The sequence below is a fragment of the Helicobacter bilis ATCC 51630 genome (genome assembly GCF_000686565.1).
In the GTDB taxonomy this organism is placed as follows: Bacteria; Campylobacterota; Campylobacteria; order Campylobacterales; family Helicobacteraceae; genus Helicobacter_A; species Helicobacter_A bilis.
In genome coordinates this window covers 105,612-130,721 of the sequence record NZ_KK365988.1, presented here as the reverse complement: position 1 = coordinate 130,721, position 25,110 = coordinate 105,612, and the positions used below count along the sequence as shown (strand labels likewise).

18 protein-coding genes and 1 pseudogene are annotated in these 25,110 nt (G+C 36.0%); 15 read left to right on the top strand and 4 right to left on the bottom strand.

Features of this window, described 5'->3' with window-relative positions; genetic code table 11:
• Nucleotides 1–146: 146 nt before the first annotated feature.
• Both aroA and T368_RS0112240 read left to right on the top strand, forming a co-directional pair.
• The gene (gene aroA / locus T368_RS0112245) at nt 147–1,478 is read left to right on the top strand and encodes a 3-phosphoshikimate 1-carboxyvinyltransferase (RefSeq protein ID WP_004086886.1); all 1,332 of its coding nucleotides are present in this window, start codon (nt 147–149) and stop codon (nt 1,476–1,478) included.
• An 8-nt stretch (nt 1,479–1,486) separates the two neighbouring features.
• Entirely contained in the window at nt 1,487–1,966 is a 480-nt protein-coding gene (locus tag T368_RS0112240) for a hypothetical protein (protein WP_230455629.1), read from the top strand.
• Between the two features lie 212 nt (nt 1,967–2,178).
• Here T368_RS0112240 and traF read toward each other — a convergent pair whose 3' ends face one another.
• A complete protein-coding gene (traF, locus tag T368_RS0112235) occupies nt 2,179–3,894 on the bottom strand; it encodes a conjugal transfer protein TraF (protein WP_004086883.1) in 1,716 nt (571 codons plus the stop codon).
• A gap of 327 nt (nt 3,895–4,221) precedes the next feature.
• Between traF and ggt the strand changes: the two genes are divergently transcribed.
• The 4 genes from ggt to T368_RS0112215 all read left to right on the top strand — a co-directional run bounded on the left by ggt (nt 4,222) and on the right by T368_RS0112215 (nt 10,228).
• A complete protein-coding gene (gene ggt / locus T368_RS0112230) occupies nt 4,222–5,910 on the top strand; it encodes a gamma-glutamyltransferase (RefSeq protein WP_034566768.1) in 1,689 nt (562 codons plus the stop codon).
• A gap of 310 nt (nt 5,911–6,220) precedes the next feature.
• Entirely contained in the window at nt 6,221–7,108 is an 888-nt protein-coding gene (locus T368_RS0112225; RefSeq protein ID WP_004086879.1) for a tRNA 2-thiocytidine biosynthesis TtcA family protein, read from the top strand.
• A 196-nt stretch (nt 7,109–7,304) separates the two neighbouring features.
• On the top strand, nt 7,305–7,718 hold the full coding sequence (locus T368_RS0112220) for a hypothetical protein (RefSeq protein ID WP_004086877.1): 414 nt from the start codon (nt 7,305–7,307) through the stop codon (nt 7,716–7,718).
• An 11-nt stretch (nt 7,719–7,729) separates the two neighbouring features.
• Nucleotides 7,730–10,228 (top strand): endonuclease MutS2, encoded by a 2,499-nt coding sequence (locus T368_RS0112215; RefSeq protein ID WP_004086875.1) that lies wholly within the window; start codon nt 7,730–7,732, stop codon nt 10,226–10,228.
• A gap of 33 nt (nt 10,229–10,261) precedes the next feature.
• Here T368_RS0112215 and T368_RS14290 read toward each other — a convergent pair.
• Nucleotides 10,262–12,010, bottom strand: a pseudogene (locus T368_RS14290) (methyl-accepting chemotaxis protein).
• Between the two features lie 86 nt (nt 12,011–12,096).
• Complete coding sequence (locus tag T368_RS17000; RefSeq protein WP_004086871.1) at nt 12,097–15,180, bottom strand: MMPL family transporter; 3,084 nt, start codon at nt 15,178–15,180, stop codon at nt 12,097–12,099.
• Between the two features lie 164 nt (nt 15,181–15,344).
• Here T368_RS17000 and T368_RS0112200 point away from each other — a divergent pair, with 164 nt between their 5' ends.
• Nucleotides 15,345–16,112, top strand: coding sequence for an ABC transporter ATP-binding protein (locus T368_RS0112200; RefSeq protein ID WP_004086869.1), 768 nt, complete (start codon nt 15,345–15,347; stop codon nt 16,110–16,112).
• 147 nt (nt 16,113–16,259) lie between these two features.
• Here T368_RS0112200 and T368_RS0112195 read toward each other — a convergent pair whose 3' ends face one another.
• Nucleotides 16,260–17,537, bottom strand: coding sequence for a hypothetical protein (locus T368_RS0112195; protein ID WP_004086868.1), 1,278 nt, complete (start codon nt 17,535–17,537; stop codon nt 16,260–16,262).
• Nucleotides 17,538–17,861: 324 nt separating this feature from the next.
• Between T368_RS0112195 and T368_RS0112190 the strand changes: the two genes are divergently transcribed.
• The 8 genes from T368_RS0112190 (at nt 17,862) to T368_RS0112155 (ending at nt 25,075) form a co-directional block, all read left to right on the top strand.
• Complete coding sequence (locus T368_RS0112190) at nt 17,862–18,692, top strand: DNA-methyltransferase (protein WP_051591336.1); 831 nt, start codon at nt 17,862–17,864, stop codon at nt 18,690–18,692.
• Nucleotides 18,682–19,446, top strand: coding sequence for a DNA-methyltransferase (locus tag T368_RS0112185; RefSeq protein ID WP_004086866.1), 765 nt, complete (start codon nt 18,682–18,684; stop codon nt 19,444–19,446). The genes T368_RS0112190 and T368_RS0112185 overlap by 11 nt, the downstream gene beginning before the upstream one ends.
• Nucleotides 19,446–20,687, top strand: coding sequence for a hypothetical protein (locus T368_RS0112180; RefSeq protein WP_004086865.1), 1,242 nt, complete (start codon nt 19,446–19,448; stop codon nt 20,685–20,687). The genes T368_RS0112185 and T368_RS0112180 overlap by 1 nt, the downstream gene beginning before the upstream one ends.
• A 203-nt stretch (nt 20,688–20,890) precedes the next feature.
• Nucleotides 20,891–21,793: an SPFH domain-containing protein gene (locus T368_RS0112175; protein WP_004086863.1), complete on the top strand. Its 903-nt coding sequence runs from the start codon at nt 20,891–20,893 to the stop codon at nt 21,791–21,793.
• Between the two features lie 97 nt (nt 21,794–21,890).
• Nucleotides 21,891–22,334 carry an NfeD family protein gene (locus tag T368_RS0112170; RefSeq protein WP_004086861.1) on the top strand — a complete coding sequence of 148 codons (444 nt, stop codon included), beginning with the start codon at nt 21,891–21,893 and terminating at the stop codon, nt 22,332–22,334.
• Nucleotides 22,335–22,954: 620 nt separating this feature from the next.
• Nucleotides 22,955–23,677 (top strand): RICIN domain-containing protein, encoded by a 723-nt coding sequence (locus T368_RS0112165; RefSeq protein ID WP_004086860.1) that lies wholly within the window; start codon nt 22,955–22,957, stop codon nt 23,675–23,677.
• Between the two features lie 10 nt (nt 23,678–23,687).
• Entirely contained in the window at nt 23,688–24,509 is an 822-nt protein-coding gene (locus T368_RS0112160; protein WP_004086857.1) for a cytolethal distending toxin subunit B family protein, read from the top strand.
• A gap of 14 nt (nt 24,510–24,523) precedes the next feature.
• Nucleotides 24,524–25,075 (top strand): RICIN domain-containing protein, encoded by a 552-nt coding sequence (locus tag T368_RS0112155; RefSeq protein ID WP_004086855.1) that lies wholly within the window; start codon nt 24,524–24,526, stop codon nt 25,073–25,075.
• The last annotated feature ends 35 nt before the right edge of the window (nt 25,076–25,110 follow it).

Below are 25,110 nucleotides of genomic sequence, written 5' to 3'. Positions count from 1 at the left end.
ACACTAAGCCCCATTGTTTAGTGTTGTCTATTAGCTTATTATAAGGGCAAGATGATTTATACAATGCGTTTGGAATCTATTGTCTCTATGCTAAGCTATACTACTATTTTCACTTATGTAAGTTATAGGTTTTATCAAGGAATATTATGGATCTAGAAATTTCGCCAATACAGCAAGAAATACGAGCAGACTTAGACATTTTAGCAAGTGATAAATCCCTATCCCATCGTGTTTGCATGTTTAGTCTCTTTGCAGATTCTACATGTAGAGTAAAGCACTTTTTACGCGCAGAAGATACGCAAAGAAGCCTTACTATCGCACAGAATCTAGGACTTAAGGCAAAATTTGAAAAAAATGGGGACCTGCTACTCACCCCACCAAAAAAGGGGCTACAAACCCCAAATGATATTTTATATTGTGGTAATTCTGGGACTTCTATGCGACTTTTCACAGGCTTATTAGCAGGGGCAAATCTCTATGCGGTGCTATGTGGAGACATATATTTACATGCTCGTCCAATGGGGAGAATCCTTAAGCCACTTCGCTCAATCGGGGCAAATATTACTTCACGCATAATTAAGACTAAAGATGGCGTAAAAGAAGTTGCCCCACTCTGTGTTATCCCAAGCAAAAACAAATTACAAAGATTCACATATCATTCACAAATCGCTTCAGCTCAAGTAAAAAGCGCATTGATACTAGCCGCATTACAAGGCAGTGAAAAATCAATCTTTAGTGAATGTGAGTTAAGCAGAGATCATACAGAAAATATGCTATATGCCCTGCAGAAAAATCCCTATTTACAACAAAAAGATGATAAATTACATATCACACCCTTTGGTGCTTTTGATATGAAAAATAAGCCGCTAAAAGCCTTTGATATATCAATCCCAAATGATCCTTCATCAGCATTTTTCTTTGCTGTGCTTGCTTGTATTATGCCAGAGACTTCAATCACGCTAAGGCGTGTGATGATGAATAAAACACGCATTGAAGCATTTAAGATTCTAGAAAAAATGGGCGCAAAAATACGCTATGAAAATGAAAGAAATGATTTTGAAAAAATAGCAGATATTACAATCTCTAGCACGGAACTAAAGGCAGTTGATATTACAGAAAATATCGCATGGTTAATTGATGAGATACCCGCCCTAAGCATTGCTTGTAGTGTTGCAAAAGGGACTTCAAGGATACGCAACGCCGCAGAATTACGCGTAAAAGAGAGTGATAGAATCTCTGTTGTCGCACAAGGCTTAAAAAGCTTTGGGATACAATGCGTAGAATATGATGATGGCTTTGATATTATAGGCGGCACACTTCAAAAAGGCGTGGTAGATTCTAAAGGTGATCATCGCATTGCTATGAGTTTTGCTATCGCTGCTTGTATGTGCGGCGGTAAGATACTAGATACTGAATGTATCCAAACTTCTTTTCCAAACTTTCTAGACTTACTTTCATACTTTGCTAAGATACAATAAGATACAACATGTCTAAAACATGCCCCATAAATCTTATGCCTTTAAGCCTAGATTCAATACATAATGCAGTAATACTTGCCCAGACAGATACCACCATAGGACTATTATCAAAAGATTCTAGAATCATTAATCAAAAAAAGGGTGCAAATCTCAACAAACCGCTTTTAAAAGAGATAGCAAAGCTAGATTCTATCCCACACCGCACACCCACTTCTATGCGAAATATGATAAGAAGGGCTAAAAAAACTTCATTTATACTGCCAAATGGAAGTAGCTTTAGAATGATAAAGAATAACTTACATAATGACTTTTTACAAGGCTTTAAATGGCTTTATTCATCATCAGCAAACCCCACAAATGGTGATTTTTCCATGGAGTTTGCAGAGAGTGTAAGTGATATTATTGCGCTTGATAAACGCGGCATTTTTGCCACAAAAAGCAGCATGATTCTAAAAATAGGGCATAATAGGATAAAAAAGATTCGATAATGGAAGCGCTGCTATGAGTTGTGTTAGATAGCTTTTTGCTCTTATAAACCATAAAAATACAATAAATGGCAAAATTACACAAAAAGTTGATACAACCCAAACTCCGCACAAATGATTTGACACCACAAGCAACAATGAATACAAAAGCATTAGACTTTAACGGACAAATCATATAGAGAAATACAGGTTATATACTCATTAGCTCTTTATATTTACCAGCTAAAGCTGCCACCCACTCTTACATTGGCATACTTTGGTGCAGTAGTCCCAAAGTAATCAACCCATGTTGTGCCAACTTCTGCAGCAATGTCAATAAGTCCTAAGATATTCACACCGGCAGTAAGTATAGCTCCAGTGTCTCTTCGTAAATCATAGGCGACACCGCCTCTCACATCTACAAATCTATAATCAAGTTTAAAACCGCCACCTATCATTTGAGAATACAAACCATATTGACTATAAGTCAGCACTTCATTTGGCAACACATCAGCGTCAAATGCAAGTGAGAATCTTTTGCCATTGTAGGCTATACCTGCCCTATATTGTGGTTTTATACTAATAGTTGGTGCAGTATCGAATCTAAAAGTTGGCGTATTGATATTTTTTGCTACAAAACCTACGCCAAGCTGACCGCTGTCAGAGAGATTATAGCCATAATATGTGCCTAAATCTATCCCAAAAGTCGTATTGTATTGTATGTTTGAAGCAAAGTTTGTATTAAACTGCAGGTTTGAGCCAAGAAACTGCTCATGATACAGACTCGCCCCAAGCATAAGCTTACCAGCTACGCCTATGCTTAACTCCGAATTGTCAAAGTTAAATCTATACGCATAGCCCACGGGTAATTCTGTGAGATTAAACACAGAGCTTACGACTTTATGCGCATCACCCTTTTCAACAGATTGTAGGATAGAAAATTTATTATAATCCTCCGCAGTAGCTTGCTTAAGTGTGTATCCACCGGATTTTACAACAAGCTCATAATATCCATCAGTTGGATCACCAAATATAAGCCGCATGCGACTCTTATCGCCAACAAGCGATACTCCAGCTTGAGTAGTATTAAATAGCCCTACTGCAAGGCTACCAAACTTCTCTTGCATAGTCTCACTAGAGAGTTGAAAGACTATACCGCTTTGACTGATTACATTCATGTTGTTATTTTTTAAGACTTCAAAAAGAGTGTCTAAATCTTTCATAGCAGCGTCTAATGCACCATTACTACCAGATTTAATTGTCATGCTTGTGATTTTGCCATTAGATACATCAAAGTCGCTCCAATCCACTGATCCAGCAAAGTCGTTAAACATATCTTTTTGCTCTTGAGTCATATTGGAATTATTTACAGAAGTTTGTAGATTCCCAACCAGTTGTGAATGATCTGTGTTGCCTTGATGTTTTTGCTCATAATTCTTCCATAATTCCTCTAAATTACTTCCCTGCGCTCCACTAGCCTTCAAAGCTTCCGTCAACGCACCTGTTAAATTACTTGCTGCTTTTGCACCACCATTTGCTGCAAACGGCATTGCACCACTATTTATAGCAGGTGCAGCCGATCGCGTTGTCTTTGTGATAGCTTTACTGCCACCACCCATTTGACTACCAAGACTTGTAAGAGATTCTACCATTTTGACAAAGTTTAGATTCGTAAGCTTATCTAGATTTGATTGCGATAAGCCAACACCTATGCTATAACCTATACGCATTTTAGAATCTGAAGCAAGCAATGCCGGATTATAATACAAAGCAAAAGGACTTTTCAAAGCTACTCCAGCCCCACCCATAGATGCAGAGACATTCCCCATTGTGCCAAACTCCATAGCCTCTACTACACTAAACGCACTTGCAAACAAAGCCCCACACAACACAGACTTTCTATATTTTCTAAATTTATCCATTCTATTCGCGCATATTATAGAATCTCGCATAATCTCCCCTTAAATCTATATGAAAAATAAAAGACATATTCTAGCAAAAAATCGGCAATAATTTGTATATGTATCGGAATCTTGCGGATATTGTGTATTTTTTATCAAAATATCATTTATAGACAAATAGCCCTATACCTTAACCACAACTGGTAATAATGTAACATTTTGTATAATTGCAAACTAAACCGCTTGTCATAATTTGATAATGCTATTTTGCTTATTTACATTTTAATGAAATAATAAAGCACAATTTTACATAAGGAAGAAACTATGGGTTTTAACATTCATAAAAGTTTAGGTGTAACACCGCTAAAATCTCTTGTGATGACAGGGTTTTTAAGCGTGAGTGCTGTGTTTGCAGCGAGTTATCCTCCAACACGAGATACAACAGGCACAGGACTTGCGATGACGAGTAGCCCTTATGCTACTGCGATAGGAAAGGCTGTGCTTGATAATGGCGGAAATGCGATTGATGCGGCGGTAGCAGTTGGCTATGCTTTAGCGGTAGTCCATCCTGCTGCCGGAAACATCGGTGGTGGTGGCTTTGCTGTCATTCACCTTGCAAATGGTGAGAATATTACACTTGATTTTAGAGAAAAAGCTCCACTTAAAGCTACAAGAGATATGTATTTGGATAATAAGGGCAATGTGATTCCAAATGCTTCAACACTTGGATATTTAGCTGCGGGAGTGCCCGGCACTGTTAAAGGTATGAGTGCTATGCTTGATAAATATGGCACAAAGCAGCTTGGCGAACTCATGCAACCTGCTATCGATTTAGCTGAAAATGGCTTTGTGATTACTGATAGACAGGCTGAAACAATGCTTGAAGTAAAAGATGATTTAGCTAAATTTGCAAGCACGAGAAAATACTTTTTAAAGAAAGATGGCTCACTTTATCAAGGTGGGGATACACTCGTGCAAAAAGATTTGGCAAAGACCTTGAGACTTATACAAAAAGAGGGTGAGAGTGCGTTTTATCAAGGGAAAATTGCAGAATTAATCGTTGCTGATATGCAAAATAATGGCGGTATAATCTCTAAAGAAGATTTAGCGCAATATAATGTGGTATGGCGAAAGCCAGTAACAGGCACATATAGAGGCTATGAGATTATCTCCATGTCTCCACCAAGTAGCGGCGGGACACATATCATTCAGATTCTAAACACAATGGAAAATGCAGATATAGCTAGTCTAGGTTTTGGCTCATCAAAGTCTATTGCCTTAATGACTGAAGCAATGCGTCAAGCCTATGCTGATAGATCGGTATTTATGGCAGACCCAGACTTCTTTAGTGTGCCAACTGATAAGTTATTAGCAAAGGAATACGCAAAAAGAATTTATACAAATATATTAAGGGCAAAAGGCAAGGCAGTCCCTAGTAAAAATATCAAGCCAGGACTTGGTGCTATAAAAGTAGGACAACCTATAAATCACAAAGAGGGTAATCACACTACACATTATTCAGTAGCGGATAAATGGGGTAATGCTGTAAGCGTAACCTATACTATTAATGCAAGTTATGGTGCGATAGCAGCGGTTGAAGGGGCTGGATTTATACTTAATAATGAAATGGATGACTTTTCTATTAAACCCGGTGTAGCCAATCTTTATGGCTTAGTAGGCGGTGAAGCAAATGCGATTGTCCCAGGGAAAAGACCGCTAAGTTCAATGAGTCCTACAATCATTCTAAAAGATGGTAAGCTATTTATGGTAGTGGGCAGTCCGGGTGGTGCAAGGATTATTACCACTGTGTTGCAAGTGATTTCTAATGTGATTGATCATAAAATGGATATAGCAAAAGCGGTAGAATCACCAAGATTCCATATGCAATGGGAGCCAGATGAGATTCGCATTGAGCCTTATGGTATGACAAAAGATGTGCAAGATAATCTTAAAAGAATGGGATATAAAATCACAGAATTACCGGATATGGGTGACGTGAGTGCAATTTTGCGTGATCCAAAGACAGGCATTATCTATGGAGTAAATGATCCAAGAAAAGAGTTTTAAATAAGGAAAATGTCAGCGGAGAATAATTTTATTTAAAAGAGATTCTTTATTGCTTAAATTTGTAGCAATGAGAGATTATTTCTGTAATAAATCTTATTTTTATACTGCTACTTTTTGTCTATATCTCTGCAAGTTTGCGTGTAGTTTGTAAAATATGCGTAACTTGTGGGATTATATAACACAATCTCTAAAATACTATCATACAAGATTCTTGCAAATTGAAACACGCTAAAGCGGTGTGCTATCTTAAATCTATATGTTTTTATGCTACACTTACAGCTTTTACATCACAATATAAAGAAGTCTAAACATGCAAACAACAAAACAAGCAATATGGCAAATACAAAATAATCCACAGGCAAATAAACTCTCCCCTTTTAAACACGAAGAAATCCTGCAGTATATAGTAAACACGAAATGCAAAGACAATAAAGAAAATCCAACAATTAGCAAAAAGATTCTAAATATCGTTGGTCGCACAAATGCAAAATATAATCTTATTAAAGAGGGTGATAGGATTTTGCTTGGACTGAGTGGTGGTAAAGATTCCATGCTACTTGCGACTATCTTTGCATATATGAAAAAACATGCACCTTTTAAGTTTGAGTTTCTTGCTATGACGATTGATTATGGCAGGGGTGGTGAGTATGAGTATATCTTTGAGTATTGCAAAAAGCTAAATATCCCCTATGAGCTTAATCGCACACAAATATTCAAAATACTTGAGAATCACAAGAAAGAAGGCACGATTTATTGCTCTTTTTGTTCGCGTATGAGACGCGGTGAGCTTTATAGCATGGCGTTAGAAAGGGGGTTTAATAAAATCGCATTGGCACATCATTTAGATGATGCCGCAGAAAGCTTTATGATGAATCTCACTTATAATGGTGCTTTGCGTTCCATGCCTCCATACTACAAGGCACAAAATGGGCTAGGCGTTATCCGTCCGCTTATCTTTGTGCGTGAAAGGCAGATTATAGACTTTATCGCAAGTAATAATATCTATATCGCACCTGATTGTAACTGCCCTATAAACTGGCTACCAGAGGATAAAAGACCAAAGGCTAGAGCTGCAAATAAAGAGTTATTGAAAGATTTAGAATCTAAAAATCCAAATCTATTTAAATCACTCAAAAACGCCTTTAGTAATATTCACGCACAAAGCTTTTGCGATGAAAGGTATATGGATTCTGAATAATTGCTTAAAAGTATTTTGAGTAATAAGGCATGAGTTTAGAGGCAATATACTCATGCCGTTGGATTTAAATAATTTTACCTATTTTTTGCAAGCTCCAATTGTCTCATAAGTTACCAATCAAACCCAAATCAAAAGTCATTTTATTTTTAATGCTATAATTTCGCCTTTACTAAGCTAAGTCAAATTAGGGGTTTTTGTGCAAAATACATTTGATTTCATTGTGATTATTATTAGCGTATTGTTTAGCCTTGTGCTGTTTTGTGTAGTTTTATATCAAATAGAAAGTGTAAAAAAAGGGATTAAATATAGCATTGCAATCATAGCGTTTTGTTGTGCTTGCGGTGTGATTAGCCATGCACAAAAGCAAAGCATTATACAAGCAAAAACTATAGAATTTAAACAAGCTTTTTATAACAATGAAACACTTGTTTGTATGCAGGACAACACAGAAGTGCATGTGCATAAATCAAACTTTGTATATTTTGAAGAGTTAGGCACATTTTCTGGCAAAGATTCCACAAAAGACCCAAATGTGAAAGGTTTAAATGTGCCTATTCTCTCATGCACGCAGCATGTAACGACTTATGATTCTGATTTTATCAATGATTAAAAGAAGCAAATATGAGTAAAAAGAAAAAACAAACAGAAATTAAGCCTAAAGCCCTCACAAAAGCCACTATACAGAATCTCCAAAGATTGACAGATTCTAATACACTAAAACTTCTTAAGCAAACTCTCACAAAGCTTGGCTTACAAGATTTTTTACACACTTTTAGTGCTTATTTCTCAAGGCAGATAAATACAAATAAAACCCTTATAAATGAAAACGAGATTCTATTTAGCGATGATAAAACGCTCTCTCATATACTCCATATCCCCTCACATGAAAAGCTAAAGGCATTGATACAAGCCCTTGATACTTATAGTAATATAGAATCTTTAAAGTTACCAAAAGTGAGTTTGCTTAATAATGAGATTCTAAGTCTCGCAAAAGGCGGGGCATTGCGACTTTATGATATTTTTCAATGTTTATGTATGATAAAGTTTTTCTATGATTTTTCAAAAAGAGATGATATAGACAATGAGTATTTAAAAGAGTATGTAAATAAGTTTGTTTTCCCAAGTGAGATTACTTCTTTGTTAGCATTTTTTGTATTTACTTCTAAGCAAAATAGCACATCACCACAAAGCTATTTAAATAAAGAAGCAGATAATGAGCTAAGCACCCTATATAAAGCCCTTGAGAATAAGCATAAAGAAAAGCAAGAAGCCTTGTATCACACGCTAAATATAAGCAACTTACAAGAATATCTGGTCGATAAGCAAATCCACTTTTTTGAAGATAATGCAACGCTTTTAGTGCGTGCTGGCTATGCAAATGTCTTGCATGCACGAGTGATTGGTCGCTCAATGCATGGCTTTTTCTACATTGTGCCTTTGAGTTTAGAATCTATAGAATCTCACATTCACATTTTACAGGACAAGATAGAAGAGCGGCTTTTACATCTAGCAAAGGAATACAGCAAGATTCTAAGCAAACATATACATTTTTTGCGTTTCATTAATACTGAATATGACTTTATGGATAGGGCGTTAGCAAGGCTGTATTTTGCAAAGGATTTTAACTACTCGTTTGTATTCGCAGACAATAAAAACACTTCAATCACCCTGCATGAATACGCACATCCAAGCCTAAAAAATCCTATTCCTTTAAATGTATCTATGCCTACAAATCTTTTAATGATTACAGGTGTGAATGCTGGGGGTAAGACTATGCTTTTAAAAAGCATTTTAAGTGCATTATGGTGTGCAAAGCTTTATATCCCCATGCGTATAAATGCGGCTAAATCACAACTCCCCTTTATGAAAAATATCCACATTATCGCCCAAGATCCACAAGATTCGCATAATGATATTTCTACATTTTCAGGTCGCATACAAGAAATTAGTGCATTATTATCGCAAAAAGATATGATACTAGGCATTGATGAGATTGAGATAGGCACAGATTCTAGCGAGGCGGCTAGTCTTTACAAAGTGATTTTAGAAAAGTTTTTAGCAAATAGCACAAAGGTAATCGTTACCACGCATCATAAGCATTTAGCCGCTTTGATGGCGGATAATATCCATACAAGACTGCTTGCAGCCACTTATGACTACAAAAGGGCATGTCCTACTTTCAGCTTTATAGAGGGCATAGGCAAGAGCTACGCCCTAGAGTGTGCAAAGCAGTATGGAATCCCACAAGAAATAATCGATGAAGCCAAAAAAGTGCATGGCGATGAAGCAAACAAGCTAGAAAGATTAATTGAAGAATCGCATACACAAATCACCAAAAACAAGCAAGATTCACTAAAACTTCAAGCCCTAATAAAAGAGCAAGATACTAAAATACAAGAGCTAGAACACACAAAAAGTAAGCTAAAAGCAAGGTTTGAAGAACAAAGCCTAACATTAAAAAGGCATTATAATGAAGCTATAAAAGAAATAAAAATGTTAGCCAAGCAATCAAGCGGGAATCTAAAAGCATTGCAGAATCTAAAAGAGCTTGATACTAACACCTTGCAAGGCACACAAGAGATTGTGAAAAATATCCATAAACTTCTCAATAAAGCACATAAAAATGAAGCAAAAAGTCCAAAGATAAACATAGAATCTACGCAAAAATATAGCCTAAATGATATGGTGCAATATCAAAATAAAATAGCAAAAATCATCGCACAACATAAAGATTCTTATAGCATAGAGTTACACAATGGAGTGCGACTAAAAGGTGTGAGGGGCATGGAGTTAAAGCCACTAAGCCCAAAGCAAATAAAACAAGATTCTAATATTTTATACAATCAGGGCTATAAACTAGAGGCAGATATTAGAGCTACAACAAGGCTTGATTTGCACGGCTATACAAAAGAAGAAGCACAAATGCTACTTGAAGATTTTCTAAATCATGCCATTATGGCAAGATTTAGCGAAGTGCTTGTCGTGCATGGCTTAGGCAATGGAATCTTAAAAAGAATGGTGGAAAACTTTTTAGATTCTTGTGATTATATAAGGGGATATACACAAGCCCCACCAAACATGGGCGGCTTAGGTGCTAAGATTGTATATTTAAATGGGTAAGTTTAGGCTAGTTTCTAAAACCATAAAAACACCTTAAAACTTCTTGCTATCCACATCTTCTAATATCTTATTTGCAATAGAATCTACTGCATTATAGATTTCTTGTGAATGATTTGCAATGCTTACATTCTGCTCTGTAATGCTTTCAAGCTGGGAGATTGTCTCATTCATATTACCTACATTTTGTGTTTGCTGCTTGATAGATTCTGCCATATCATTAATGCTTTGGACTAAGACATTTGTGTTTGCTTCTATTTCACCTAAAGACTTTTGCGTTCTCTCTGCTAGTTTTCTCACCTCATCAGCTACGACTGCAAAGCCTCTGCCATGCTCCCCTGCCCTTGCCGCTTCAATAGCGGCATTAAGTGCTAGTAGATTTGTCTGATCTGCTATATCACGTATGATTCCTATAATATTTTTAATATCTTCGCTTTGCTTAATAACATCATTTGTTCGACTTGAGACACTCTGCATAGAATCAGTAATATTTTCTATTTGAGCTGCTGCGTTTTGCAATGATTGACTTTGCGTGTGTGCACCTTGAGTAAGATTTTCAACTGCACTCTCCAATTCCTTATTTTTTTCACTTAACTCATGTGCATAACTTGCTGTTATCTTAAGCATTTGAGCAATAGAACACCCAAGCCCATTAATGGCTACACCAAAGCCTTTTGCATCTTCAATCCTATCTGTAAAATCATTATTTGCATAGGAAGTAAATACGCGTTGGCTTTTCTTCAAATCATCGCCTAGCAATTCTAACAAGGTAGAAGACATAGCATTTATCGCATCTTTTAATTCATTAATTTGTGGATTAAGACTCTTATGGACTACAAGCTTACCAAATCGCCCAACTTTTGCTTCTTCTACAACATTTAACACATCTTGCACGAGTATAGAATCTTGCTATAAAGATTTATTTGTCTGCTGTATATTATCGCCAATGGTTTGAGCCATGCGTCCTAACTCATCTTTAGATTTTAAAGGGATAAAATCTATATGTGGAATCTCTCGGTTAAGATGGCGGAAAAAAGACACAACATTATGTTGTAAAACCTGTATCCCTTTCATCAAATTACTATAAAACATAATAATTGAAGGGCAGAATATAATTAAGAAAATGACGACTGAAAGCCACATATTTCTATATAGAATATCTTGCATACTGGTAAGCATGAGTTTTGATATTTTACCTGTATGGTCTTGCAAGGTATCAATATATACACCAGTTGAGATCCATATATCATTTGTATTTGGTATCATAGCTGAATACGCAACCTTTTGTGCCTCGCCAAGCTTTCCATCTGGTAGTGGTTTAGAGAATACAAAATATACAAAATTCCCCTTGCCAGCCTTTGCATTTTTATACAACTCTTGCACATAATAGACTCCATGAGAATCTTTTGCATTTTCTAAAGAAGTCCCGATTAAATCTTTTCTATTTGGGTGTGCTACATTGATATGCCCTTTATATGCAAAATAATATCCAGACTTATCGTTTTCAAAGTGAAAATCTTCAATAGCTTTTGCGATGATTTCAATTTGTGCTTTTTCATCTAAACCAGCGACTAACGCACCAAGACTTGATGCCATAGAATCTGTGCCTAACTTTATCTTTTCTTCTATCTCTTTTTGTATGACTTTATCAAGGTTATCTTGCATACTTTCAGCAATTTCTTCTTTTCCAAGTAGCATAAAACCAACAAAGATTGCAAAACTCATTAAAGAACCAAGTGCTAGTGCCAAAAACTTATATTTCAATGACAGATTGCTATACATCATTATGTTACTTCCCACTCTTAAAATAAAGTTGGGATTATAGCATATTTTACAGCATTTAGAATGATAATATATGAAAAATAAAATTCTTATGACAATTTCTTACTTTGATATAATGGACGATGTAAAATAAGTAAAGCAAGAATGCAGAGCATACCTACAAAGATAACTTCCCCAAATGAATTGAGTGCTTTTGTCTTGCTTATGATTAAGATTCCAAATGATACGCCTGTTGTTAAAACTGAAAAGAATATCGCATGGGCTGTGCGTAGATTCTGCCCTTCTTTTACAGAATAGATCCCATAATCAACACTCACAACTACAAGGATAAGCAAAGCAAAAAGATGCATAATATTAAGCGTGCTGTGTGCTGCTATCACACAAAGCGTGCAAGCAAGCGGAAATAATACAAACACAACAGAATCTAAAAATGCCTCTCTAGCTGTGATAAAAAGCATACAAATCATTAAACACAACGCAATAGCAAGGACTATAAGCATAGGCTTATAAATCGTATCTGTGATATTATCCATAATATGCTGTAAGCCTCGCATTTCAATGCTAGATTCTGTGTTTTTTAGCTGTTGCATGTTGCTGTTAGAATCTTTTATGCTTTCAAGTGATTCTGCATTCTCAAGCTGTTTTGAAAAAGTTTTAATATAATCTAAATCACTATTATTTACGATAGCTAAATAATAGAATCTTTTTGTGCTAGATTGTGTAGAATCTTTAGATTCTATATTTGTATGAGATTGATTAGAATCTAGATTCTTATCCAAATGGGCGGGTGCAGGGTGTAAGGGTGCAAACTTTATAGAATCTAGATTCTGTAAAAATTCGCCCTTGTCTATACAATTTGAACGATTGAACGAATTAGAAGGATAGTCATTATCGCTTAGATAACTCCTACCCTCTAATTCGTTCAAAGCCTCCAAAGCCATAGAGCAATCGCTAGAATTTGTAGTTTTGTTTGCGTGATTTGTTAGCGTAGATTCCAGAATCTTATCATGTTGAGATTCTATATTAGATACTTCAGCTAACGCCTCAGTATGGCGATTTGTTTTAGAATCCATCTCTTCCACAACGATATTAAAGCCCATGTGAGAGAGATTTTCTAAGCTTAGTTGTGGTTTATCACCAAGCATATAACTCTCTTTAAACATAGCAAATAAATCATCTATAAACGCCATTTTATCTTCTAAACTCATATCTTCATCTATGGAATCTTCATTTAATATTTGTAGTATTTTTGTGCGTAAATGCGGGAGTGATTGCAATAATGCGGCTTTATTTTCTGCTACAAGCTTAGATTCTATAAATTTAGCATTTAAATCCATTTGACTTTGTGTAGGCAAGAGTGAGAGTGGGATAAAAGTCTTTGCATTGTTTATATGTAAAAAGTCCTGCAAATCCCTAGCAAGAGCAATTAGGCTATCAAGACTACTGCTTGATAATAAAATCTGTGTCGTATTATTCTGTGCATTTGTAAAAAATGTGCGTTCATTCTGCATACGCTTATTTTGATAATCAAGCTTTGAGAGATCAAAATCAAGTCGCAAAAACATAAACGCAAACACAAAGGCACACAAAGACAGCCCTAAAAATGTATAACTAGAGACTTTTTGGAATCTAATCTGTGCGAGTTTGGGGAATAATCTAGGCTTACTAAAACCAATCTTTGGATACATAAACGCAAAGCTAATATAGCAAAGTGTAAGCGAAATAATCGCATATAAAGAGAGTTGAGAAAGCAAGGGAAATGGTATAAACAAACATGCACTAAAGCCAATAATAGTGGTAATATAGCCATAAAATACAGGGCGATTAAATACCCTTTTAGCACTTACATAGAGATTGAAGAAATTATGATGCATCATGTAATCAATAGCAATATTGCTAATCCCCATGCCAAAGCTTAATGCCATAATCGTTACCTTTGGATATACGCTTGATACCACTAAAATGGCGATAATATTTGCAGTAATGAGAGTGCAAATCGTATTTAATGTAAGTAATGGAATGCGGATAATCACAAAATACAGCGTAATAAATGCAAGGGTTGCAAAACTTAGCAAGAAATTGACTTCATTAAGGATTAAGCCTAGATTTTCTACACTCATAAAATTTTGTGAAAAATACCGAATGTTTGGATACTCTGTTGCAATGTGTGCAAAGCCCTCCAAAGTCTCTTTTACACTCTCACTTTTTACATCTCTCATGGTTACAATCGCCATATAGCCATAATCTTTTGCTACAAAAATATAGGGCTTTGGTGTCTGCAATATTAAAAGTTGCAAAGGATCACTTGGGTGAAATATCGTATTATAAGATTGTGCGTTGTTTTTAGATTCTATGTTTTTGTCATTGTGAGCCTTAGGCGAAAAATCTTTACTAGATTCTGTAGTTTTATCTTTTGCTATGTTTTTAGAATCTAGATTATTAGTCGTTTGTGTAGTTTGTTGTGCTTTTTGTGCGGAATGTATAACATCTAGATTCTCTGCCATTTGGGTGGGTGCAGGGCTTTGGGGTGTAATTCGATTAGAATCTAGATTCTGTTTTTTATCATATTGAGCCTTTGAAAAAGGCGAAATATCGTTATTTTCATTGACTTTAGATTCTATATTGTTTTGAGTATTTTTCACATTCTCTTTTTTAGAATCTTTATTAGAATCTACACTTTGTTTAGATTCTATATCTTTAGAATCTCTCATTTTCTCCATATCAATTAATCCACTATCAAGCACTTCTTCTTCAAGCATTTGAGATTGTAGTGATTGTAGTCCATTTAGCACACGCGATTCAATCTCTTCTTTTGTAAGCACCTTATCTAAAGGCTTGGGACTAGCAGTATAGAGATAATCCTGTGCGAGAAAATCTTCTAGAGATTCTGAAGCACTTGTGCGAGTAATCACACTATCTATATTTGGCATATCTTTTATTTTCGACAAAAACTCATCTAGAGTATCCCTAGATTCTTGACTAAATCCTTTTATAGCTACAAGGATATGATTTGAGTTTGCAAACTTTTGATAAATGTCAATGATTTGCTTATCCTCTGTTTGCGGGAATAAATCAAGCACTTCTTGCGTGATTTTTATCTTATCATTATAAAAAAATAATGAAAATAAAGCCACAGCAAACACTAAAGCTACAACATTTACAAAATGACGCATAAAAACCCTTAATAATTATTTTTTCAAATATAATGCAGTGTATTTGCCCTTATTTCTGTTAATCATCTGTTTTTAAATCCCGCATTATATCCTAAAATTTATGCTAAATTACACAACAATGACTTATATTTGTTATTATAATTCACACATAAAAAAGGAAAATCATGCTACTAGAAGTTTGCAACATCAATCATACTTTCACATATAATACTTTTTTTAAAAAACACACAAAACAGATTCTAAATAATGTAAGTTTTAAAATGAAGCAAGGGGAAAACATTGCACTTATAGGACCTAGTGGTTGTGGCAAAAGCACATTGGCAAAGATTATTGCACAACTCCAAAAGCCACAAAGTGGGCAAATACTCTTTAATGGCAAGGCAGTAAATTTAGAGAATCTTCAGCAAAAAAAAGAGTTTTACAAACAAGCACAAATATTATTCCAAGACCCCTTAAGCTCTCTTAACCCACGATACAATGTCCTAGAGCATTTACAAGAGCCACTTACTTGCCTTTTAAATATTCAAAGTAAATCAGCACAACTACAAAAAATATATCCCATTTTAGAGCAATTAGACCTGCCAAAAAGCATACTCTATCATTATCCCGCAATGCTTTCTGGCGGACAAGCACAGCGGGTATGTATCGCACGAATGCTACTTATAAAGCCCTTATTTGTTATCCTTGATGAGACTACTTCTGGGCTTGATTATGAATTACAAGAAGAGATATGGAATCTCTTTTTAAATATGCAAAAAACATATAACACAACCTTTTTGTTTATCACGCATGACCTTATACTCGCAAGAAAATATTGTCAAAGAATTATACTCATGGAAGAGGGCAAGATTATCGAATATCTAAATGCAAACGATGAATTTAAGTCGAATTTAGGCAAAGAGTTTAACGCATGTTTCCACGCGGTGTTATAAAATCAAACTGCATAATTTTAAAAGAAGGTGTTTTGTAAGTTAAACGCCATTAAGTTGCAACATGATTTATCATTCTTTTTAGTATTTTTCATGCAACTACCTTAAATAATAGCAAAATTTTGAACATGTGTCACAAAACTTCTTTAATCAAGGCAAATCGCCCATAATAAGCTGTGATTTATGAATATAACCTATCTTTGCTTCCGTGATTGTTTGTGTCTTTGGCGAAAGGCTTGGTGGGAAGTAAAGCACCTTTATCCATTCTCGCCCCATAACTTCTTCATAACCACTAAATTCAGCCCTTTCATAGCCAAGCTGCCTTTGCCATTCACTCACACCTTTAACTTCCCACAGCGACATATTGAGATTAAGCAATAAAATTGCATCACTTTTAGCAGTAGGGATTTGCTCTAGAATCTTACCATTTGGCTTATCACGCAGATTCACATATCTATCTGTGCTGTTTAGTTTAAGCCTATATACATTCAATTCACTCTCTATGTTTTCAATATAGTCTTTTCTAGTATTTGGGTTATCTCGCAGCATTTTTCCCACTTTGATATTTGTGATAGTTACATATTTCCCAGCCGCACACGCTGAAAAACTCCAAGGCATAATACCTGCAATCTCTACTTCCACTTCATAGCCTACACTCCCACCAAGCCCATTTTTATACCACTTTGGCAAAAGCTGGGCAAGCTTGTCATAATACTCACGCTTATCTAAAACAATATGCCCATCATTGATAAACTCTAGCCTAGAATCTTGCGTCTTAAAAGTGCTAAAATATGCAGGATAATCACACGCGTCCACTTCATTGGGCGGCGAAGAAAAGTCAGCATTAAAAGTAAGTATGCCTTTTGCCTTTACAGGCTTTTTAAAGATAAACTCACACTCGCCACCACCTGCATCACCATAGGCACAATTTCTTATCTCTTGCCCTTCTTCGTCTATTTTTGTGGCAAATGCGGCATTATGCTTAAAAAAGAGAAAAGATTCATAAGCCTTTTTTGTGGTAAAAATCTGCTTAGAATCATTAAACCAGAATACTAACTCATTATACAAGTAATATTCAGGCTTAATCTCCTCAATGTCATTGCCTAAAGGAATGCCGTATTCTGCAAACAAATCCCCAAATTCTTTAGCAAGAAATGGGGAAAGTTTAGAGTAATAAACACTCGCAAACCCCCTATTACTCCCGCCATTATACACGCCATCTATCCCATCTACAAGGGCAAATCTAGTGAGTGTTCTATACTCATTAAAGTTTAAATCCCTTTGCTTAGATATGGATTTTAGCTGTGTGAGATAGGCTTTTAGCTCTGTAAAATCCCCTTGCTTTATGCGATTTACATCAAGCTCCTTTGCAAATAAAAACGCACTTAACAAACATAGAAAAACTAGAATCTTTTGAATCTTTTGCATATTAGCCCCTTTAAATTATATAAAAAACTTTTATAATGGTATCATAGATTCTAAAGGGTTGCTTTACTAAAAAATCACCCCAGAATATTAAATGCCGTATCATCTAAAATCTTATGAGATTGGGCTTTGAATGAAATAGATTTTGTCGCTCATATCACAACCATTCAAAAAGACTGCATAAAAGCTTAGTGCTGTGGCAAGAGAAAGAGAGAGAATCTTGCAAAAATGTGGTAAAATGCGATTATAAAACAAACAAAGCTAAATAAAGTCAATAAGGAAAGATCCCACTAAATGAACAAAATCTTTTATAAATCTAGTCAAAATATGAGCGAAGTGAGTGAATGCAGTGTGGATTTAATCATCACAAGTCCGCCGTATTTTAATATCAAAGACTACTCAAAAGATGGCTATCAAAATGTAAAACACTCCGCAGTTGCGGGGGGGGGGGGGGATTTAGGTAGTCTTACAGACTACAAAACCTACATTCAAGAGCTTTTAAAAGTATGGCGTGAATGTGAGCGGGTGCTAAAGCCAAATGGCAAACTCTGCATTAATGTGCCTTTAATGCCGATGTTTAAAAGGGACTTAAACACGCATTATAATCGCCATATTTTTGACTTACAAAGTGATATACAACATAGCATTTTAGAATCTACTTCTCTCTTTTTACTTGATTTATATATTTGGAATCGCACCAATACGACTAAAAAATTGATGTTTGGAAGCTACCCTTACCCACGCAATTTTTACGCGCAAAATACAAGCGAATTCATCACGATTTATGTCAAAGATGGTAAGCCACAGAACACGCCACAAGAGCTAAAAGAGCAAAGCAAGCTTAGCCAAAAAGAATGGGTGCAATTTACCAAGCAAATCTGGGATATACCTATACCAAATAAAGCAGATTCTGCCTTTGGCAAACACGCTGCTATTATGCCCGAAATAATTCCTTACCGCCTTATTAAACTTTACTCTTTTATAGGGGATATTGTGCTAGACCCTTTTGCTGGGAGTGGGACAACGCTAAAAGTGGCAAAGGAGCTAGGGCGGAATTTCATAGGCTATGAGATTTATCCGCATTATAAAAGCGTGATTGAGGAAAAGCTTGGGGAGAGTGGCTTATTTGCAATGCAAGGGCAGGGTAATGCTCAATAAAATTTATATACAAGATTGCTTTAGCTTTTTAGAATCTTTGACAGATTCTAGCATTGATTTAGCCATAATTGACCCACCTTATAATCTAAAAATAGCATCTTGGGATAGTTTTAAAAGTGAAAAAGAATTTTTAGCATTTAGCTATAAATGGATAGATTTATTATTGCCAAAAATGAAAAAAAATGGGAGTTTTTATATCTTTAATACCCCTTATCATTGTGCGTTATTTTTGCATTACTTACAAGAAAAAGCTGTGTTTCAAAACTTCATCACTTGGTATAAAAAAGACGGCTTAAGCTATACAAAAAAACGCTTTGTAAATAACCAAGAATCTATTTTATTTTACACAATGGATTCTAAAAGCTATTGTTTTAATCCAGAATCTATCCGCGTACCTTATGAATCAACAAGTCGCATAGAACACGCTAAAAAAAATGGAATCCTAAAAAATGGCAAAAGGTGGTATCCAAACGAAAATGGCAAACTCTGCCCTGATGTATGGGAAATCGCTAGTCAAAGACACAAGCAAAAAGTAAATGGCAAAACGCAAAAGCTCAACCACCCAACCATAAAGCCAAAAGAGATGATTGAGCGAATGATAAAGGCGAGTTCTAAAAAGGGGGATTTAGTGCTAGATTTATTTAGCGGAAGTGGAATGACAAGCCTAGTAGCAAGGGATTTAGAGAGAAATTTTATCGGCTGTGAAGCGAGTATTGAATATGTGGATTCTAGCTTAAATATAAAGGAGTGCTAATGGATAAAGTTTTACAAGAGATTTTACAAATAGATTCTAGTAGAGAATGTATAAAATTTCTAGTAAAACGAGTGCAAAGTGATAATTATAGAGGGTTGCAAATCTCACAACATAATCGCTATACGCAAAAAGAAATTCTAGTGATTTTACAAGAGATTTACGAGCTTTGTGGAGATACATTATTGCAAATCCGCACAAGTGATTTAAGCAAACGACCCTATAATATTGAAGGTGAAGAAAAATATGCTGAGCTTACAACAAAAATCTCTTCAAAACTTGGGCGATGCACACAAGATTCTTTGCGTAAAAATATCTTTGTAGATTTACATAGAATGGGGCTTATTGATAGATTTAACGCTAAAAAGAAACAATTAAATCCATTTGATAATGGCACGAAAAAATATATTGCTCTTACAGATTTTGGCATAGAGTTTTTACAAAGCACAGATATTTTCACACACAATTTACTTTTTACAAGGGCTTTAGAAAATCTTATGCAAGGTTTTGGCGAAGAGATTTTGCATATTATTTTAGAATTAGAGAGTAATTATTTGACACTCTATGAAGTATTATTTTTTGTAACTTTTCTATATCAAAAACTAGATTCTAAAACCTATAATCGTAGCGATATTATCTCGCTCATTAGAGATTATAGAACTTTAAGTAAATTTCAAAAACAAGCTTTGCTTGAGAAAGTAAAAGATTATTGTGAGCCTAAAAATTTTAGCGGTGATAAAACACAAAAGAGAGATTTTCATAACTTTTTAAACGAAACACAACAGATTCTAAGTCTTTTAACACAAATGGCATATTTTGAATACAACAAAAATGATTCTAAGCTTTATATTCGCACAGGAACTTATGGAATCTATGAAGACAATACCAAGCTTAAACGCTCCATTAAAGAAAAAGATTTATATTTTGAAAAGCACAATATCACAAAGGAAAAGGGCTTTGAACTTCATCATATTGTGCCTTTGTGTTTGGCTGCAAGTAGAGCTGAATTTCAAATCATTGATAAATGGGAAAATATGGTTTATATAGACGCTTTTTCACACGCAAAAATCACACAAAATAATAATGCAAATATGCGATTAAGCTTTGAAAATAATAATGCAAATTTTAGTGATTTTAATGATTGTGTCGTGCATTGTGAAAACAACATCAATATAAAATATGACACAGAAAAACAAGAACTTATGCTGGATTATAATAAACGCATTTTAGATTCTAAAGTGTAGGCTATATGTAGATAGATAAAGTTACTAAAAATATGTGTTTAAGTGCTTGTTTTAGACTCTAAAATATCAATTTAACTTTATAGAATCTTTTATTAATGACACCTAAAGAGAGCGTATAAACTTTAATCAAATACAATCACAAAATAAGCCTAGTTTAATAATCTCATTTATAATATCGTTATAAATGCAACAAAGGAGATTTTATGCTTATTTTTGCTGGTGTGGTGTTGGTCTTATGTGCGGTGGTGCTATTTTTTGGGATAAAGATTATCTCACAAACAGATATTGCCATTGTGGAGCGGCTGGGGAGATTCCACAGGGTGCTTGATGGTGGGTTCCACTTCATTATCCCCATAATTGATAGGCTAAGTGCGGTGGTGAGTGCTAGGGAGCAGATGATAGACATTGGGCGGCAGCAGGTGATTACCAAAGATAATGTCAATATTAACATTGATGGGATTGTGTTTTTGAAAGTCTTTGACGCAAAATCCGCGGTATATAGTGTCAATGACTATAAACAAGCCATCGCAAACCTTGCTACCACGACACTTCGCGGTGAGATAGGGCGGATAAATTTAGATGACTCCCTCTCATCTCGTGATAGGCTTAATGCCGCTTTGCAAGTGGCTTTGGGCGATGCGGCAAATAATTGGGGGGTGAAAATTATGCGTGTGGAGATTAGCGAAATCTCTGTGCCAAAAGATATAGAAAATGCGATGAATCTGCAGATGAAGGCAGAGAGAGAAAAACGCGCCATTGAGCTAAAAGCACAGGCAGAAAAAGAAGCCCTAATCCGCAACGCTGAAGCCCTAAAGCAAGAAAAGGTGTTGCAAGCTGAAGCCATTGAGCGTATGGCAGATGCTAAAAAATATGAGCAAATCGCCCTAGCACAAGGGCAAAGCGATGCGATGGAGCTTATTGCTAATCAAATGAGTAAAAACGCACAAGCAGCGGAGTTTTTGCTGACAAAGGAGCGGATTGTGGCTTTCACAGAGCTAAGTAAGAATCCAAGCAAGGATAAGGTGATTATCCCTTATGAGACGAGTGAATTTATCGGTGGGCTTAGCGTGATAAGTGAATTTTTAGGCAAGGGTAAAGAGGCGTAGAATCTAGCTTGTGGATTCTAGGGCTTTGCTGCCAAATCTTAGAATCCAAATCCCTTATGGGAGTTTTCTAAAAACAATGCAAATATAAGGAAGTGAAATGTCGGCACTTATGCTTTTGGGGTTGGGGCTTGGCTTTATTGTGGCGGAGATATTTTTTGGCTCATTTTTCTTGCTTTTCATCGGTTTAGGGCTATGTATCACAGCTGGGATTGAGGCATTTGTGGGCTTTGGCAACATCATAGGTGGGAGTGTGGAAAGCGTGTATGCGTGGCAAGCGGTGAGCATTTGTGCTTTTGCTTTTCTTACACTTATTTTGCTAAGAAAGCCCATAAAATCGTGGTTCAAAGGCTCACAAGTCTATGAAGACTCCTTGCAAAATGGTGGCGGTGTAGGTGAGATTCAGCAAGGAATGGTGTATTTCAAAGGCACATTATGGGCTTATGAAAAAGCCCCTACATTAAAATCTAACACACCACTAAAAGAAGGCGATAGGGTGCAGGTGTTAGAGATTAGAGATAATAAGGCGATTATCAAGGTTTGAGTTTTACTCCACGGTTACACTTTTTGCTAGATTCCTTGGCATATCTACATCATTGCCTAGCCGAATAGCAACCTCAAGGGCAAAGATTTGCAGTCGTGTTCTCCGCACACCGCACACTATGTAAATTAAGAAGAAACAACTTTGTTAGAATTGATAAAGATGTTTGGCATGCAAAAGACATTTATCCTGAGTTGTGCTACATTACGCCCTTTTTACTACGCAAAGAAACATTGACATAGTGAAGCAATATTAAGTTGATTTAGAGGATAAAAAACACTAGCAAATTTCAGTCAATGAGAAGTAGTGTTGCAATATATCGTAGAATATCGCCAAGCTCATATTGCAAAAGAGAGTGTTGAATTTAGGGGATACCTGTTTAGTTTTATAACTTTTTAGCAAAGCATACCGCATAAATCTCGTGTGTTTGCTTACGATATAGAGTTTCTAAAAATTAAACTTTGTATGTAAAACCTTATGCCTCAACCTTTTGCGTATTAAATGTTACATATCGTATATTTACACACAAAAATGGTTTTTATAATAGGGCAATAATTCGCTTTATGCGTAGTTAGTGGATATTATATTAACAATGCAGTTACAACATGCACTTAGGAATAGCTATGTCTAAGATTTTTACTTTACTTATCATATCGACTTTTACATTACTTACTGCCGCTTATGCTTCTAGTGATTATGAACTTGGCATTGGGAATTCTCCAACACCGCCGGCTAATTCTAAAAAGCAAGTAAATCTCGTGCAAGGACCCAACCTATCTAAAAAACTCATGCGTCCCAACACAGATAGAAAAGGTAATCACACGCCCACAAAGCATACAGAGTTGCCCTTGCTAGGCATTAATGGTGATTCTAGAAGCTATACTTCAGATCTTTTATCCATCATGAGTCCTGAAGGTGGGGTTTTGACACTTTGGGCGTTAAATGTGGGGAATTGGGTGTGGGGCTATTCTCTCATAGATAGTAAAGATTTCGGTGGAGCTAGGATTTGGCGGATTTTTAATAAGGCTGATGGGAGTGCTGCGATACAAAACGCTAAAGAGGGTACTTGTTTAAGCGCATATAGAAATGGCGTGATTCACACATATTGCAATATGGAAGACCCTGCACAATTATGGACTTTCAATCTCTTTGATGATCAAGCCGTGCAGATTCAAAATGTCGCCACTAAGCAATGTTTGCAAACCCCAAGCAATCAAGCAACAAGATTTTTCAGCATTTTTCTCACAAGCTGTGTGAAAGGTGGTAAGCTAAATAGCGATCAGCAATGGTTTATCATCGCGCCACCTTTAAATGCTGGTGTAGTGTTTAGTGTAGATGGCAAATAAAGGAATATTGATGAAAGTTATTATACTTATGCTTTTTGGTTTTAGCCTACTTTTTGGAAAGATTGAGGACTATGTTGTCGGCACTTGGAATCTGCAAGGCTCTTCAGCTAGCACTGAAAATAAATGGAATGTCAGTGTAAGACAGCTTATCACCGGCGATAATCCTGTGGATATTTTGATGGTGCAAGAAGCCGGCAGTGTACCTGCAAGCGCGAGACCAACGGGCAGAATGATTCAGCCGGGTGGAACGCCTATTCAAGAATATGTTTGGGATTTGGGCACTCGCTCAAGACCGCGTTCTGTATTTATCTATTATGCAAATATTGATGTTGGTGCTAGAAGGGTTAATCTCGCCATTGTAAGTGGTAGGCAAGCTGATGAAGCCTTTGTTATTTCACAAAGAACAATCGCACCTGAAGTTTCCCGTCCTGTGATTGGCATACGGCTTGGCAATGATGTGTTTTTCAATATTCATGCTCTTGCAAGGGGTGGTGGCGATGCTGCAGCGTTAGTTACAGCTGTGCATGATCATTTTATTGGTCAGCCAAGTATTAACTGGCTTATTGCAGGTGATTTTAATAGAGATCCTGCGAATCTATTATCCGGGCTTGATACAAGGATCACAAATCACACACGCATTGTTACACAAAACTCTGCAACACATTTTAGTATGGGTGCGGCAAATAGAATCCTAGATTATGCGATAGTTGGTAGAAGTTCTAATGATAGAACTCGCTTGGCTCTACCCGCAATTACCGCATTACTCATGGCTGCTAGTGTGAGATCGCACCTATCATCAGATCACTTTCCTGTGCGTTTTGGGAAATTTTAATCATAAGGATTGTAATGAAAAGATTACTAATAGCTTTAATGTGCGTCATAAATGCTTATGCGATAGATCCAGATTTATCTGATTTTGTGGAATTTACGCCGCCGATTTCACTAAGAAGTGCCTTTTCGGGTGATATTGTGGGCTTTGGAAAAGATAGAAATTGGGTTATACGCGATATTCCATTAACTGAAGATATGCTTAAAAACGATCCTTTTAAAGATTTTAATCTTGGAGCAGTGCAGTTTGTGCAGCTTGGGACACAAGATACTTGTTTGGCAATTGCTGAAAGTGGATTATTTACACGCAAATCCTGCAATGATGACTTAAAATCAAGAAGGTATGAAACCCTTTATACAATCATTCCCACCACCACACCAGCAGTGCAAATCCGCTCTTTTGTGCTGAATAAAAATGAATGCATGACAGTGTTTAATAACCCACAACTTCCAAGAGGCAGAGGCATAGGAATCCGCCCTTGTGATGTAGATAGTCTCTTTTCTGTGGATTTAGATAATCTTTTTTTGATAAATCCGCCAATACGAGATGCAATGCTGATTAATCCTTAAGAATCTCATAGGTTTTGGTTTTTTATAGAGTTTCA

What these genes read in the sequence shown, in the direction of transcription:
- T368_RS0112165 (WP_004086860.1), top strand. Translation starts at nt 22,955, where the DNA reads ATGTCTAAGATTTTTACTTTACTTATCATATCGACTTTTACATTACTT.
- T368_RS17000 (WP_004086871.1), bottom strand. Translation starts at nt 15,180, where the DNA reads ATGCGTCATTTTGTAAATGTTGTAGCTTTAGTGTTTGCTGTGGCTTTA.
- T368_RS0112200 (WP_004086869.1), top strand. Translation starts at nt 15,345, where the DNA reads ATGCTACTAGAAGTTTGCAACATCAATCATACTTTCACATATAATACT.
- ggt (WP_034566768.1), top strand. Translation starts at nt 4,222, where the DNA reads ATGACAGGGTTTTTAAGCGTGAGTGCTGTGTTTGCAGCGAGTTATCCT.
- T368_RS0112180 (WP_004086865.1), top strand. Translation starts at nt 19,446, where the DNA reads ATGGATAAAGTTTTACAAGAGATTTTACAAATAGATTCTAGTAGAGAA.
- T368_RS0112155 (WP_004086855.1), top strand. Translation starts at nt 24,524, where the DNA reads ATGAAAAGATTACTAATAGCTTTAATGTGCGTCATAAATGCTTATGCG.
- T368_RS0112190 (WP_051591336.1), top strand. Translation starts at nt 17,862, where the DNA reads ATGAGCGAAGTGAGTGAATGCAGTGTGGATTTAATCATCACAAGTCCG.
- T368_RS0112215 (WP_004086875.1), top strand. Translation starts at nt 7,730, where the DNA reads ATGAGTAAAAAGAAAAAACAAACAGAAATTAAGCCTAAAGCCCTCACA.
- T368_RS0112160 (WP_004086857.1), top strand. Translation starts at nt 23,688, where the DNA reads ATGAAAGTTATTATACTTATGCTTTTTGGTTTTAGCCTACTTTTTGGA.
- T368_RS0112225 (WP_004086879.1), top strand. Translation starts at nt 6,221, where the DNA reads ATGCAAACAACAAAACAAGCAATATGGCAAATACAAAATAATCCACAG.
- T368_RS0112195 (WP_004086868.1), bottom strand. Translation starts at nt 17,537, where the DNA reads ATGCAAAAGATTCAAAAGATTCTAGTTTTTCTATGTTTGTTAAGTGCG.
- T368_RS0112175 (WP_004086863.1), top strand. Translation starts at nt 20,891, where the DNA reads ATGCTTATTTTTGCTGGTGTGGTGTTGGTCTTATGTGCGGTGGTGCTA.
- T368_RS0112185 (WP_004086866.1), top strand. Translation starts at nt 18,682, where the DNA reads ATGCTCAATAAAATTTATATACAAGATTGCTTTAGCTTTTTAGAATCT.
- traF (WP_004086883.1), bottom strand. Translation starts at nt 3,894, where the DNA reads ATGCGAGATTCTATAATATGCGCGAATAGAATGGATAAATTTAGAAAA.
- aroA (WP_004086886.1), top strand. Translation starts at nt 147, where the DNA reads ATGGATCTAGAAATTTCGCCAATACAGCAAGAAATACGAGCAGACTTA.
- T368_RS0112240 (WP_230455629.1), top strand. Translation starts at nt 1,487, where the DNA reads ATGTCTAAAACATGCCCCATAAATCTTATGCCTTTAAGCCTAGATTCA.
- T368_RS0112170 (WP_004086861.1), top strand. Translation starts at nt 21,891, where the DNA reads ATGTCGGCACTTATGCTTTTGGGGTTGGGGCTTGGCTTTATTGTGGCG.